We start from the raw sequence: 14475 nt of genomic DNA, 5'->3' as shown, positions 1-14475 counted from the left end.
AAGATCCGGCCGCTTTCGTTCGTGCTTCGTCAAAATCGTCAATCGACGTCAGCGACATCCACATCCGGCTTGCCGCTGATGCGATGCGCCAGGGCAGCTTCCATGAAGGGATTGATATCTCCGTCCAGCACGTCGTCCGGAGCGGTGCTGGTCACGCCTGTGCGCAGGTCCTTGACCATCTGGTAGGGCTGCAGAACGTAGGAGCGGATCTGGTGACCCCAGCCGATGTCGGACTTGGAAGCCGCCTCGGCGTTCGCCGCGTCCTCGCGCTTCTTCAACTCCGCTTCGTAGAGCCGCGCACGCAGCATGTCCCAGGCCTTGGCCTTGTTCTTGTGCTGCGAGCGCTCCTGCTGGCACTGCACCACGACGCCCGACGGAATATGGGTGATGCGCACCGCCGAGTCGGTGGTGTTGACGTGCTGGCCGCCTGCGCCCGACGAACGATAGGTGTCGATGCGGCAATCGCTCTCGTTGATCTCGATGTTGATCGAGTCGTCGATGACCGGATAGACCCAGATGGAGGAGAACGAGGTGTGGCGGCGGGCGTTGCTGTCATAGGGCGAAATGCGGACCAGGCGGTGGACGCCCGATTCGGTCTTCAGCCAGCCATAGGCATTGTGGCCCTTGACGAGGATGGTCGCCGACTTGATACCGGCTTCTTCGCCGTCATGCACTTCGAGAAGCTCGACCTTGAAACGCTGGCGTTCGGCCCAGCGGGTATACATGCGCAGAAGCATGTTCGCCCAGTCCTGGCTTTCCGTGCCGCCGGCGCCGGAATGGACTTCGACATAGGTGTCGTTGCCATCCGCTTCGCCCGACAGCATGGCCTCGACCTGGCGCCGGCCGGATTCCGCCATCAGCGCCTTCAGCGCCTCTTCGGCTTCCTTGACGATCGCTTCGTCGCCCTCTTCCTCACCGAGTTCGATGAGTTCGATATTGTCGTTGAGCTGTTGCTCCATGGCCTTGACGCCATTGATGCCGTCGTCGAGCTGCTGGCGCTCGCGCATCAGCTTCTGCGCTTCCGCAGCATCGTTCCAGAGGTTCGGATCCTCTGACTTGTTGTTCAACCAGTCCAGCCGTCTTACCGCCTGATCCCAGTCAAAGATGCCTCCTCAGCAGGCTTATGGCCTGCTTGATTTCGTCGACTACATTGATGATTTCCGCACGCATGGCGCTTGTTCTTCGCTCTTTGTGTTGGGGTTTTAAGTGCCGTGGACATAGTTGCAGCGAGCCCGGATGTAAAGACCGGGCCTGCCGACAAGGCTGCCGCTTCGGATCGCGATCAGAACAGACCCGGCATGCCGGAGGTGACAGCCTGCTGCGCCTGGGGCGAGTTGGTGAAGATCTGGTCCTGGGTCATGTATTCGCCGTCGCCGATGACCTGGAAGACGTCTGCCGGGCCGGTGCCGGGCTTGAAGGCCTCGACGATCGTATCCGGCTGGCCTTCCATGGCCGCCATGCCGGTCTTGCGGTTGACGGCGACGAGCTGCATGCCGTCCGGCACATGGAATTTTTCGGCCGGCGTCAGCTTGGCGGCCTGGGCCAGGAACTCGCCGAAAATAGGTGCGGCAAGGCCGCTGCCGGTGCCGGCACGGCCGAGCGGTGCCGGCGTGTCGAAGCCGACATAAAGACCGGCGACAAGGTTCGGCGTGAAGCCGACGAACCAGGCGTCCTTTTCGTCATTGGTGGTGCCGGTCTTGCCGGCGACGTCGCGGTCCTTGACCGGGATCTTGCCGGCTGCCGTACCGCGCTGGACCACGCCCTGCATCATCGACGTAATCTGGTAGGCCGTCATCGGGTCGAGAACCTGCTCGCGGTTGTCGACGATGCTCGGTTCCTCCTGATTGGCCCAGTCATTGGCGTTGCAGCCGTCGCAGGCGCGTTCCTCGTGGCGGAAGATGGTCTTGCCGTAACGGTCCTGAATGCGGTCGATGACGGTCGGCTTGATCTGCTTGCCGCCGTTGGCGATGACCGCATAGGCCGACACCATGCGCATGACCGTCGTCTCGCCGGAACCGAGCGACATGGCCAGCACCGGCAGCATCTTGTCGTAGATGCCGAAACGCTCGGCATATTCGGCAACCAGTTCCATGCCCATGTCCTGCGCCAGGCGCACGGTCATCTGGTTGCGGGACTTTTCGATGCCGGTGCGCAGCGTCGACGGGCCGCCCGCCTCGCCGCCGTAGTTCTCCGGCCGCCAGACCTGACCGCCGGAGACGATCTCGATCGGGGCGTCCAGGATGACCGAGGCCGGCGTATAGCCGTTGTCGAGCGCTGCCGAGTAGACGAAGGGCTTGAACGACGAACCCGGCTGGCGCATTGCCTGGGTGGCGCGGTTGAATTCCGATTGCGAATAGGAGAAGCCGCCGGCCATCGCGACGACGCGGCCCGTGTTCGGGTCCATGGCGACGAAACCGCCCTGGACCTTCGGCGGCTGGCGCAGCCTGTAGGTCTTGGCCTGCGGATTGATCGGCTCCACGTAAACGACGTCGCCCGGCTTCAGCACGCCGTCCGGCGATTTCGCCGGCTTGCGGGTATTGGTCGAGTCCCGATAGGCCCATTTCATGTCGTCGCCGTTGATCGTGCCCGTCTCGCGGGCCGCGTCGACCTTGCCTGCCGCATCCGCCGAGGGCTGCAGGCCGATCGTGGCGGACTTTGCCGAAACCTCGGTGACGACCGCGAGCTTCCATTCCGGCACGTCCGAAAGCGACTTCTGCTTGGCAAGTTCCGGCCCCCAATCCCAGTTTCCAGGGGCACCGGTCGTGGCGATCTGAGCGAGCGGCCCGTGGAAACCGCGGCGCTCGTCATATTCCACCAGACCGTTCTGCAGGGCGGTGCGGGCGATGACCTGAAGGTCGGGATCGAGCGAGGTGCGGACCGAAAGACCGCCTTCATAGAGCGCCTTGTCGCCGTAACGCTCGATGATCTGGCGTCGCACTTCTTCCGAGAAATAATCCGATGCGAAGACATGGGCCCCGGTGCGGCGCTGCTTGACGCCGAGCGGCTGCTTTTTGGCCTCCTCGGCATCGGCCTGGGTGATGTAGCCGTTCTCGGCCATGCGGTCGACGACCCAGTTGCGGCGCTCGAGCGCTGCCTTTTCGCGGCGGAAGGGATGGTAGTTGGCCGGGCCCTTCGGAAGGGCCGCAAGATAGGCGGCTTCGGCCGTCGTCAGCTCGGTCACCGACTTGTCGAAATAGGTGAGTGCTGCGCCGGCGATACCGTAGGAGTTCAGGCCGAAGAAGATCTCGTTCAGATAGAGTTCGAGGATCTTGTCCTTCGAATAGGTCTGCTCGATGCGGAAGGAGAGGATCGCTTCCTTGACCTTGCGGTCGATCGTCTGGTCGGCCGAGAGGAGGAAGTTCTTCGCCACCTGCTGGGTGATCGTCGAAGCACCTTCGGGGCGACGGCCGGAACCCAGGTTCTGGAGGTTCGAGAGGACGGCGCGCCCAAGACCCGTGATGTCGATGCCGGGATGGCTGTAGAAATTCTTGTCTTCAGCGGACAGGAATGCCGCCTTGACCCGGTCCGGCACCGCCTGAATGGGCAGGAAGAGACGCCGTTCGCGGGCATATTCCGCCATCAGAGCACCGTTGCCTGCATGCACGCGGGTGGCGACCGGCGGCTCGTAGGAGGCAAGCACCTCGTAGTTCGGCAGGTCCTTGGTCATCCCGGTGAGGTAAATACCCACGCCAGCAGCCACGACCAGAAACAGGACGCAGGCCAAACCAAAGAGATAACCAATCAATCTTACCATATCGGAGCTACCGTTCAGCTTTCATTCGGCGCGTGAAACACACCATCGCATGGTTAGAGGCGTTTTGCACGGTGATTGCACCAGCGCAAGGCAAAAGCGGACCGATCGTCCGCCATCCATCGCATCTGAGTGATTATCGAATAACCGCCTGAATGTGAGTAAAATAGGGCTCTTAGATCCGATTTCCGGCGTCCGCCCTCCCTCACGCGATATTCCCCGATGCCTGTGGCACCGGCGCCACGCGGAGCGCAGGCAATCAGCCGCCGTTCGCCATCGCGCGGTCACGATAGCGCCTGATGGCGTCGACCATGCGATCGATCACCTTCGACCGCCACGACTCATCCAGCAGCAGCTTTTCATCTTCGACATTGGACAGGAAGCCAAGTTCGAGGAGAACGGAGGGAATGTCCGGAGCCCGCAGAACCTGGAAGCCCGCATAACGGTGGGGATTGTTGATGAGCCCGATCTGCCCTTCGAAGGACTGGACGACATTGGTGGCGAGCGCGGTCGAAAACGCCTGGGTCTCGCGCCGGGTCAGGTCGAGCAGGATATCGGCGACCTCCGGCGGGCCGCTCTGGAGCGTATAGCCCGCAAGCTCGTCCGACAGGTTTTCGCGGGCGGCGAGGTTTTCCGCCATGCGGTCGGAGGCCTTGTCAGACAGCGTATAGACGGTCGCGCCGCGAATGTCCTTCTGGCCGAGCGTATCGGCATGCAGGGATACGAAGAGATCAGCGTGGCCCTGGCGGGCGAGCGTCACGCGCTCGGAGAGCGAAAGAAACGTGTCGTCGTCGCGGGTCAGGACGGCCTTGATACCGTCGACCTTGTTCAATCGTTCGGCAAGCGTCTTGGCGAACGCAAGCGTGATGGTCTTTTCGGGCGTCTTGGTGCCCGCCCCAGTCGCGCCGGCATCGATCCCGCCGTGCCCGGCATCGACCGCAACCGTAAAGATATTGTCCTTCTCGGCCATCGCCAGCGCGTCCGGAGCCACCGCCGTCGGGGTCGCCCAGTTCTGGGTCTTCAGCAGATCGGCAAAAACCTCCTTCGAGGCCATTTCCGCATCCAGGACCAGCCGGTAGCTGCCGTTGTCGTTCGACTGAACCTCGGCGATCGACAGCTTCACCGGCCTCTTGGCGGTCAGCACGATGCGGGCACTCGACTCACCCATCGCGCCGTAGCGGATGTCCTTGAAGAGACCGCGCGCGGCCAGATCCTCGGCAGGGAAACCGAAGGCGGTCGCCGGCAGGTCGACGATCACCCGCTCCGGCGCGGCGACGTAATGGACGGAGAATTCCGGCTTTTTCTCGAACTCGATGACGATCCGGGTGCGAGCCTCGTCGCCGGCGACCCGCGCGCTGAAGGCGAGAAGCGGCGGTTGCGGCGTAGCGCGGGCGGGACTCAAGGGAAGGGTCGCGGCGAAGGCTACCGAAAGAAGAACCGCGCAAGCGATTCGCGCAAAAAAACGCTGCCGGCTTCCGCCACAGGCCGTCGTTGCGCTTGCATTCACATCCGCCCTCAAAACGCCACTCGCATTCAAAGCCCCGCCGCCTGTCGGGCAACCCGCATCAAAGTGCCCATTCTAGAAGGCATTTGCATGTCAAAAGATGCGAATCATCCGCCCGTTCCCTGCCATCCATAAGGGGTCTAATTCCATCGAGAATATGGCAAACTTGGCTTTTCCCTTGCTATTGTGACAGATAAACCATACAACGCCCATGAGGGTTAAAGTGTTGACGGGATAGTCTGCCGATAGGCTGGCCAGCCTCTTCAGGACCTGGCGCCGAAGACCGACAGTCATCCGCCGTCGCTACACTTTTTCCTGATACACGATCCAACCGGCGGTGGCCGGAATAATACCGGGTGGCGTGCCACCCACCGCTCATGCGGAGCACATTCATCGGGCCCATGCGGGCCTATGGTATCGTCATTCTCGTTTGGTTTTTGATGTCGCGGCACAATTTTCAAAACCTGGAGAGACCGAGGGAGCAATGCTCCCCGTCATCTTTCCGGCTGCCGTCACAACCGCGCCTGACGGGAACATCTTTATCCGGCGCAACGACCGCATTGCATGACGGGCCTGTCCTCGTGGCAGGCTTTTCTGCATTCTCCCGGCGGCGCCGAGGAGCAGAATTTCAATGGCAGACAAAATGCTTATCGACGCGTCTCACGAAGAGGAGACGCGCGTAGTCGTCGTTCGCGGTAACCGGATCGAGGAGTTCGATTTCGAATCGCAGCATAAGAAACAGATACGCGGCAATATCTATCTGGCGAAGGTGACGAGGGTCGAACCCTCACTGCAGGCCGCTTTCGTCGACTACGGCGGGAACCGTCACGGCTTCCTCGCCTTTGCCGAAATCCATCCCGACTATTATCAGATCCCGCTTGCCGACCGTCAGGCGCTGATGCAGCAGGAAGCCGAGGATCAGCGCAAGATCGCCGAGGCGGAAGCTGCCGATCCGGTGGTCGACCTTGCCCACCAGGAACAGCCGGATATCGGCATTTCCATCCCTGCCCCCACCGCCGAGCCCGCAAGCGAAGCCGGCGCGGAAGCAGCCGAAACAGGCCCGGTCGAGGCTGTCGCTGGCGAGGAGACGGAAAAGCCGAAAGCCAAGCCGCGCCGCAGCCGCGCCCGCAAGAAGCCGGCAGAAGAAGCAGCGGCTCTCGAAGCCGGCGCATCCGAAGGCGAGGGCGTTCCCTCCTCCGAGAACAATGACGACGACGGTTCGACGCCCGGCGAAATGGCCGCGATGGTCGAAACCGATTCGATCTCGGAAGACGTCGATGCCCGCCGTGGCGGCCGCAACGACGATTTCGATGACGACGACGATGACGACCACGGCGAGAAGGAAGTGATCGAATCGGTCGGCGCCGAAGACGCCATGGAAGAAGTTCCGGAGCGCGTCGTGCGCAAGCCGCGCAAGCAGTACCGTATCCAGGAAGTCATCAAGCGCCGCCAGATCCTGCTCGTGCAGGTCGCCAAGGAAGAGCGCGGCAACAAGGGTGCGGCTCTCACCACCTATCTTTCGCTCGCCGGCCGTTATTCGGTGCTGATGCCGAACACCGCTCGTGGCGGCGGCATTTCCCGCAAGATCACCCAGCCGCAGGACCGCAAGCGCCTGAAGGAAATCGCCCGCGAGCTCGACGTGCCGCAGGGCATGGGCGTCATCCTGCGCACAGCCGGTGCGAACCGCACCCGCGTCGAGGTCAAGCGCGACTTCGAATACCTGATGCGCCTTTGGGAAAACGTCCGCACGCTGACACTGAGCTCGACCGCCCCTACCCTCGTCTACGAGGAAGGCTCGCTGATCAAGCGCTCGATCCGCGACCTCTACAACAAGGACATTTCCGAGATCATCGTCTCCGGCGAAGAAGGCTATCGTGAAGCGAAAGACTTCATGAAGATGCTGATGCCGAGCCATGCCAAGGTGGTCCAGCCCTATCGCGATCTGCATCCGATCTTCGCCCGCTCCGGCATCGAGGCGCAGCTCGACCGCATGCTGCAGCCGCAGGTGACGCTGAAGTCCGGCGGCTACCTGATCATGAACCAGACGGAAGCGCTCGTCGCCATCGACGTCAACTCCGGCCGCTCGACCCGCGAGCACTCGATCGAGGAAACCGCGCTCCAGACCAATCTGGAAGCGGCGGAAGAAGTCGCCCGTCAGCTTCGTCTGCGCGACCTTGCCGGCCTGATCGTCATCGACTTCATCGACATGGAAGAAAAGCGCAACAACCGCGCCGTCGAGAAGAAGCTGAAGGATTGCCTGAAGAACGACCGGGCCCGCATCCAGGTCGGCCGCATCTCGCATTTCGGCCTGCTTGAAATGTCGCGCCAGCGCATCCGCGCTTCGGTTCTCGAATCGACAACGCAGATCTGCACCCATTGCGGCGGCACCGGTCACGTGCGGTCGCAGTCGTCGGTCGCCCTGCATGTGCTGCGCGGCGTCGAGGAGTACCTGCTCAAGAACACCACGCACGACATCACCGTGCGCACGACGCCGGAAATCGCGCTCTATCTCCTCAACCACAAGCGCGCCAGCATCGTCGATTACGAGAACCGCTTCGGCGTCTCGATCTTCATCGAATCGGACGTCAGCATCGGCTCCAGCCATTTCGCGATCGATCGTGGCGAGCCGGTCGAAAACCCGGTCAAGATCGAAAGCCTGATGCAGTTCGCGGCCATCCCCGTCGAAGAGGACGATGACGACATCGTCATCGAGGCCGACGAGGAGGAGGAAGAAGAAGAAGAGACCGCCGCAGCGGCGGCGCAGCCGGCAGTTGCCAATGCCGAGCGCGCTCAGCAGCAGGGCGACGACCCGAACGGCCGCAAGCGCAAGCGCCGCCGGCGTCGTCGCAACCGCGGCGGAGAAAAGGGTGGAGATGCCCAGACCGCACAGGGCGGCAATGACGACATGGCCGATGGCGACGAGGACGGCGACGAAGGCGAGGACGATGTTTCCGAAGCCGGCGAAGCATCCGACGCAACGGTTGCCGCCGATTCGGACTCGGAAGAAAACCGCCGCAAGCGCCGCCGCCGCGGCAAGCGCGGTGGTCGTCGCAATCGCAACGGTGAGGACGGCCAGGAGCTGAGCGCTTCGGATGACGGCGACGCGGCCGACGAAGACGCATCCAGCGAAGACGTCGCGGCAGTGCCGGCGGCGGCCTTAGCGGAAGCCTCCGAAGAGGCCGCCGTCGAGGCTGTGCCGGCTCCCGCCGAGGCGGAAGCAGCACCTGGCGGCAAGCCAGAAGCCAAGCCGCGCCGTTCGCGTCGTGGCAAGGCGGCGACTGCGGCCGACATACCGGCTGCGGAAGAGGCGGCTGTGGTTGTTCCGGCTCCGGTGGAAACCGTCGTCGAGCAGGTCGAAGCGGCACTCGGCCAAGAGCCGCAGGCTCCCGAAGCCGCTCCGGTTGAAGCCACTCCTGCCGAAGAAGCTCCCGTCGCAGAGGCCAAGCAGGCCGATAGCGGCGAAGCAAAACCGGCACGGGCCAACCGCGCATCGAACATCTCCTCCTCCGTCGAGGCAGTGGTGAAGAGTTCCGATCCCGTGGCAGCGCCCGAGACCGAAGGCGATACGTCGAAGCCGAAGAAAGCCGGCTGGTGGCAGCGCCGCGGCTTCTTCTGAGCCTAACGAGAACCGACGAAACGGCCGCGCAAAACGCGGCCGTTTTTATTTTTGCCCTGCCCTGAGCCTCAGAAACTGGATCAACCGCCTGTCGAAGCGATTCCGAAAACGCGGATAGCCTGTTGAAATCAGACTCCATTCCGGCATCGGGTCCGCCATCCGACTAGGCGTCATACGCAGTTGTGAACTGGCGGAAACCGCCTGGACATGATTTTGAGGTTTTTTGGAAAGCCCGACTGGCTTACTTTGGGCACAAACCGCAACAATGGTGCGCGGGATTCGTGTGCCCACCCAAGAGGATATGGATGACTCGCCTGTTCAAGACGCCCGTTTTCAGGACATTGGCCGCCGGCTCGATGCTGGCCCTGGCATTTTCCGTGGCCGCCCCGGCTGTTGCCCTGGACGACCAGCAGAAGAAGGAAATGGGCCAGTTTATCCGCGAATACCTGCTGCAGAACCCGGAAGTGCTGGTCGAAGTCCAGAACGCGCTGGAGGCCAAGCAGCAGACCCAGCGCGTCGAGCAATCGACCAAGGGGATCGCGGACAACAAGCAGGCGATCTTCTCCTCGCCGACCGACATCACGCTCGGCAATCCGAAGGGCGACGTCACGGTCGTCGAATTCTTCGATTACAATTGCGGCTACTGCAAGCGGGCGCTCTCCGACATGGACGACATCCTTTCCAAGGATAAGAACGTCCGTTTCATCCTCAAGGAATTCCCGATCCTCGGACCGGACTCGGTCGCCGCTCATCGGGTGGCCAACGCCGTGCGCCTGGTCGCGCCGGAAAAATATGCGGAATTCCATCGCGAACTGCTCAGCGGCAAGCCCCACGCCTCGGAAGCGACGGCCATCGCGGTCGCCGGGGCGCTCGGCGTCAAGGAGGCAGCGATCCGCAAGTCGATGGCCGACCAGCCGAACGACGACCTGGTGCGCGGCGCCTACCAGCTCGCCAACGCGATCGGCATCACCGGCACGCCGACCTATGTGGTCGGCGACGAAGCCGTCTTCGGCGCCGTCGGCCTCGAAACCATCGAGCAGAAGGTCGCCAACGTGCGCGCCTGCGGCAAGGCGACCTGCTGACAGGACACCCTCTGACCGACAGATGTTCCATCGCAGTGGACTCCCGGGCTTTCGGCGCGGCGGGGGCTTTCCCTTGCCGCCTCGGCGGTCTATAGGTGGCCCCTGAATTTTTGCATGGAACAATAGATCAGTGATGAGCAAGACGATCTTCGTCCTCAACGGCCCCAATCTCAACATGCTGGGCAAGCGCGAGCCAGGCATCTACGGTGCGGCCACGCTGAAGGACGTCGAGAAGGACTGTATCGCCGCCGGCAGGGAACTCGGCTTCGATGTCGATTTTCGCCAGAGCAATCACGAAGGCGTGCTGATCGACTGGATGCACGAGGCCAATGAAAAAGCCGTCGGCGTCGCCATCAACGCAGGCGCCTATACCCATACCTCGATTGCATTGCACGACGCCATCAAGGCGATCTCCGTGCCGGTGATCGAGCTTCATATCTCGAATGTCCACGCGCGGGAGGAGTTCCGCCATCATTCGATGATCGCACCGGCGGTAAAGGGCGTGATCTGCGGTTTTGGCACCGCGAGCTACATTCTGGCGCTGCACGCCTTGAAATCCATTACCGCCTGACAAGATAAACAGAACAATAGGGTTTGCCATGTCTGACAAGAAGAACGGTATCGACAAGGGACTGATCCGCGACCTCGCGAACATCCTCAACGATACCGACCTCACCGAGATCGAAGTCGAACAGGACGATGTGCGTATTCGTGTATCGCGCGTCGGTACGACTCAATATGTCCAGGCTCCGGTCGCAGCGCCCGCCTATGCCCCGGCTGCAGCTCCCGTAGCCGCAGCAGCGCCGGCAATCCAGGACAACAAGAACGCGGTCACTGCGCCGATGGTCGGCACCATCTACCTCTCCCCGGCCCCGGGTTCGCGCGCCTTCGTCGAAGTCGGCGCCACCGTCAAGGAAGGCCAGACGCTGCTGATCATCGAGGCCATGAAGACGATGAACCAGATTCCAGCGCCGCGCTCCGGCAAGGTCACGGAAATCCTGGTCAACGACGCTCAGCCCGTCGAGTACGGCCAGCCACTCGTCGTCATCGAGTAAGGCGCATCCATGATTTCCAAGATCCTCATAGCCAACCGCGGTGAAATCGCGCTTCGCGTGCTTCGCGCCTGCAAGGAACTCGGCATCGCGACCGTCGCGGTCCATTCCACTGCGGATGCCGACGCCATGCATGTGCGGCTTGCCGACGAAAGTGTGTGCATCGGTCCGCCGCCCTCGCGCGACAGCTATCTCAACATTCACCAGATCGTCGCCGCCTGCGAAATCACCGGCGCCGACGCCGTGCATCCGGGCTACGGCTTCCTGTCGGAAAACGCCAAGTTCGCGGATATCCTCGACGCGCACGGCATCACCTTCATCGGCCCGACCGCCGACCATATCCGCATCATGGGCGACAAGATCACCGCCAAGCAGACCGCGCAGCAACTCGGCATTCCCGTCGTTCCCGGCTCGGATGGCGAAGTGAAGCCCGAGAATGCGATGGAAATCGCCCGCCAGATCGGCTTCCCGGTGCTGATCAAGGCAACGGCCGGCGGCGGCGGACGTGGCATGAAGGTCGCCAAGACTGAGGCCGATCTCGACGAAGCCGTGTCGACTGCCCGTTCCGAAGCGCTCGCCGCTTTCGGCAACGATGCCGTCTACATGGAAAAATATCTCGGGAAACCGCGCCATATCGAAATCCAGGTCGTCGGCGACGGTGAAGGCAATGCCATTCATCTCGGCGAGCGCGACTGCTCGCTGCAGCGCCGCCACCAGAAGGTCTGGGAAGAAGCCAATTCCCCTGCCCTCAATGTCGAGCAGCGCATGAAGATCGGCGAGATCTGCGCCGATGCCATGCGCAAGCTGAAGTATCGCGGCGCCGGCACGGTCGAGTTCCTCTACGAAAACGGCGAGTTCTATTTCATCGAAATGAACACCCGCCTTCAGGTCGAACATCCGATCACCGAAGCGATCACCGGCATCGACCTCGTGCACGAACAGATCCGCGTCGCCTCCGGCGGCGGCCTGTCCGTGCGCCAGGAAGACATCGTGTTCTCCGGCCATGCCATCGAATGCCGCATCAATGCCGAGGACCCGCGCACCTTCGTGCCGTCGCCCGGCACGATTACGCATTTCCATGCACCGGGCGGCCTCGGCGTGCGCGTCGATTCGGGCGCCTATGCCGGCTACAAGATCCCGCCCTATTACGACAGCCTGATCGGCAAGCTGATCGTGCACGGACGCACCCGCGTCGAATGCATGATGCGTCTGCGGCGCGTGCTGGACGAGTTCGTCGTGGACGGCATCAAGACGACGCTGCCGCTTTTCCAGGACCTGGTCGACAATCCGGATATCGCCAACGGCGATTATGACATACACTGGCTGGAGCAATATCTCGCCGGCGACAAGACGCATTAGGGAGATCGATGGCAGGGCGACGCGGCAGATATTACCCGGCGATAACCCCGGAAATCCTGTTGCGCGCCTATTCCATCGGCCTTTTCCCGATGGCCGAATCCGCCGACGACCCGGAAATCTTCTGGGTCGAGCCGGAAATGCGCGGCATCCTGCCGCTCGACGGCTTCCACATTTCGAAAAGCCTCGCCAAGGCGGTCCGCAAGAGCCCGCTCGACATCCGCGTCGACACGGCATTCGAACGGGTGATGGCTTTCTGTGCCGAGCCGGCCGGCGACCGGCCGAGCACCTGGATCAACTCCACAATCCGCAAGCTCTACAACGAATTGCACCGCATGGGCCACGCGCACAGCGTCGAGGCCTTCGAGGGCGATGAACTGGTCGGCGGTCTCTATGGCGTTTCGCTCGGCTCGGCCTTCTTCGGCGAAAGCATGTTTTCGAGGCGCACGAACGCCTCCAAGATCTGCCTCGTGCACCTTGTCGAACGACTTCGGAAAAACGGCTTTACCCTGCTCGACACACAGTTCACGACCGAACATCTGAAGACGTTCGGCGCAATCGACATCCCCAAGGACGACTATCTCAAGCTCCTGAGAATCGCGGTCGATTCACCGCACCTGAAATTCTAAGGGAAAATCAGTTGGTCGCCTTCGGCGGCGGCACGTCGGACTTCTGTTTGCAGCCGGTCAGCCAGACGTCGTAGATCGGATGCTCGACAGCATTGAGGCCGGGGCTATCGGCGAACATCCAGCCGGTGAATATCCGGCGGATCTTGCGGTCGAGGGTGATCTCGTCGACTTCCACGAAACCATCGATCTTCTGGGCTTCCGTCTCATCGCGGGAATAACAGACCTTTGGCGTCACCTGCAGCGCGCCGTACTGAACGGTCTCGTTGACATAGACATCGAATGTGGTGATGCGGCCGGTGATCTTGTCGATGCCGGCAAAGACCGCGACCGGGTTGTTCAGCCGCGCCGCAGACACACCATCCGCCGCAAGCACGGATGCAAGCGCGATCAATGCGCCGACCATTGGCTTGCGTGGAAAAACCGTCATCAATCCCATTATGCTTCCCGTCCCGGCGATCCCGTCGGCGTCGAGACCTAGAGTGCGATTGTGGCCAAAACAGGTGTCAGTTGCCGGGCGTCCAGGCATCGTAATCGCCAGTGACGCGGGGGCGTTCTCCGGTGGCGGCAAGCGAGCCCTGCGGGCGATAGGCAAGTGGCGTGCCGGTGCCGTTCGGCTTGTGCGCCTTTTCCCATTCGCGGGCCTTGTAATCTTCCTGCGACGGAGCAACGTCGGTGCGATAATGCATCCAGCCGTGCCAGCCGGGGCCGATCGCGGAGGCTTCGGCGTAATCCTTGTAGATCACCCAACGCTTCGGCTTGCCCCAGGAGGTCATCGGACCTTCGTAATAGACATTGCCCAGCTCGTCTTCGCCGACCTTCTTGCCGAAACGCCAGGTGAAGAACCGGGTGCCGATGGTCTGTCCGTTCCACCAGGTGAAGATCTGCAGCAGGAGGTTTTTCATGGATGTTCCGTCGGCTTGGCAAACAGGATGACGATCGAATTGGCTGATCCGCTTATGCCGCCTGACGCCTTCGATGTCCAGTGATTCCAAATGTCGCGCACGGTCATTTGAGCTTCATCTTGAAGCCGAAATGGCTTTTGGCGAAGCCGAGCCGTTCATAGAAGCGATGTGCATCTGTGCGAGCCATGTTGGAGGTGAGCGCGACCTGGCGGCAATCGCGGCGTCTGGCTTCCTCGATCGCATGATGGATCATCCGACCGCCGATGCCCTTGCCGCGCATGTCGCTGCGTGTCTGCACGGCCTCGATGATCATCGACAGCGATCCCCTGCCCGTCAGCGTGCGGTTGAAGAGGATATGGAACGTGCCGACCACCTCGCCCTCCCGTTCGGCGACGAAGAGCTGCTCGTTCTGCGAGGCGTCGATGACATTGAAGGCGCGCAGGTAGTCGTCGAAGGCGGTCTCGTCCGTGGTATCGCCATGGCCGCCGACGTCATCCGCCGCAAACAGGGCGATGAGTTCGGGAAGATCGGCTTGCCGCGCCCTGCGGATGACGATATCGGCCATGCAAAAAGTCCTCTCCGG

Annotated in this window: 12 protein-coding genes; 6 read left to right on the top strand and 6 right to left on the bottom strand. The window is 62.1% G+C overall.

Annotated features, from left to right (window positions below):
- Nucleotides 1-38: 38 nt before the first annotated feature.
- The 3 genes from prfB to LZK81_RS08395 all read right to left on the bottom strand — a co-directional run bounded on the left by prfB (nt 39) and on the right by LZK81_RS08395 (nt 5258).
- Nucleotides 39-1170 (bottom strand): peptide chain release factor 2 gene (gene prfB, locus LZK81_RS08405; protein WP_233955825.1). Its coding sequence is split into 2 segments (ribosomal slippage): nt 39-1100 and nt 1102-1170, totalling 1131 coding nucleotides; the frame shifts between segments, so codons are not numbered across the junction.
- Between the two features lie 112 nt (nt 1171-1282).
- Complete coding sequence (locus LZK81_RS08400; RefSeq protein ID WP_233955823.1) at nt 1283-3754, bottom strand: penicillin-binding protein 1A; 2472 nt, start codon at nt 3752-3754, stop codon at nt 1283-1285.
- Nucleotides 3755-4010: 256 nt separating this feature from the next.
- Nucleotides 4011-5258: an N-acetylmuramoyl-L-alanine amidase gene (locus tag LZK81_RS08395; RefSeq protein ID WP_233955821.1), complete on the bottom strand. Its 1248-nt coding sequence runs from the start codon at nt 5256-5258 to the stop codon at nt 4011-4013.
- A 628-nt stretch (nt 5259-5886) separates the two neighbouring features.
- Here LZK81_RS08395 and LZK81_RS08390 point away from each other — a divergent pair.
- From LZK81_RS08390 to aat, 6 genes are all read left to right on the top strand, one after another.
- The gene (locus tag LZK81_RS08390) at nt 5887-8871 is read left to right on the top strand and encodes an Rne/Rng family ribonuclease (RefSeq protein ID WP_233955819.1); all 2985 of its coding nucleotides are present in this window, start codon (nt 5887-5889) and stop codon (nt 8869-8871) included.
- A gap of 305 nt (nt 8872-9176) precedes the next feature.
- Nucleotides 9177-9953, top strand: coding sequence for a DsbA family protein (locus tag LZK81_RS08385; RefSeq protein ID WP_233955817.1), 777 nt, complete (start codon nt 9177-9179; stop codon nt 9951-9953).
- A gap of 133 nt (nt 9954-10086) precedes the next feature.
- Complete coding sequence (aroQ, locus tag LZK81_RS08380) at nt 10087-10524, top strand: type II 3-dehydroquinate dehydratase (protein ID WP_046605457.1); 438 nt, start codon at nt 10087-10089, stop codon at nt 10522-10524.
- Between the two features lie 28 nt (nt 10525-10552).
- Complete coding sequence (accB, locus tag LZK81_RS08375) at nt 10553-11008, top strand: acetyl-CoA carboxylase biotin carboxyl carrier protein (protein WP_046605458.1); 456 nt, start codon at nt 10553-10555, stop codon at nt 11006-11008.
- Nucleotides 11009-11017: 9 nt separating this feature from the next.
- A complete protein-coding gene (gene accC / locus LZK81_RS08370; RefSeq protein ID WP_046609977.1) occupies nt 11018-12364 on the top strand; it encodes an acetyl-CoA carboxylase biotin carboxylase subunit in 1347 nt (448 codons plus the stop codon).
- A gap of 8 nt (nt 12365-12372) precedes the next feature.
- The gene (aat, locus tag LZK81_RS08365) at nt 12373-12990 is read left to right on the top strand and encodes a leucyl/phenylalanyl-tRNA--protein transferase (RefSeq protein WP_046609976.1); all 618 of its coding nucleotides are present in this window, start codon (nt 12373-12375) and stop codon (nt 12988-12990) included.
- A 7-nt stretch (nt 12991-12997) separates the two neighbouring features.
- Here aat and LZK81_RS08360 read toward each other — a convergent pair whose 3' ends face one another.
- From LZK81_RS08360 to LZK81_RS08350, 3 genes are all read right to left on the bottom strand, one after another.
- On the bottom strand, nt 12998-13417 hold the full coding sequence (locus LZK81_RS08360; RefSeq protein WP_037081092.1) for a DUF2155 domain-containing protein: 420 nt from the start codon (nt 13415-13417) through the stop codon (nt 12998-13000).
- 76 nt (nt 13418-13493) lie between these two features.
- Nucleotides 13494-13892, bottom strand: coding sequence for an NADH:ubiquinone oxidoreductase subunit NDUFA12 (locus LZK81_RS08355; protein WP_046605461.1), 399 nt, complete (start codon nt 13890-13892; stop codon nt 13494-13496).
- 103 nt (nt 13893-13995) lie between these two features.
- On the bottom strand, nt 13996-14457 hold the full coding sequence (locus tag LZK81_RS08350; protein ID WP_233955815.1) for a GNAT family N-acetyltransferase: 462 nt from the start codon (nt 14455-14457) through the stop codon (nt 13996-13998).
- Nucleotides 14458-14475 lie beyond the last annotated feature (18 nt).

This window comes from Neorhizobium galegae (assembly GCF_021391675.1).
GTDB lineage: Bacteria > Pseudomonadota > Alphaproteobacteria > Rhizobiales > Rhizobiaceae > Neorhizobium > Neorhizobium galegae_B.
The sequence above is the reverse complement of the archived record's forward strand: the minus strand, read 5'-3'. Positions and strand labels throughout refer to the sequence as shown.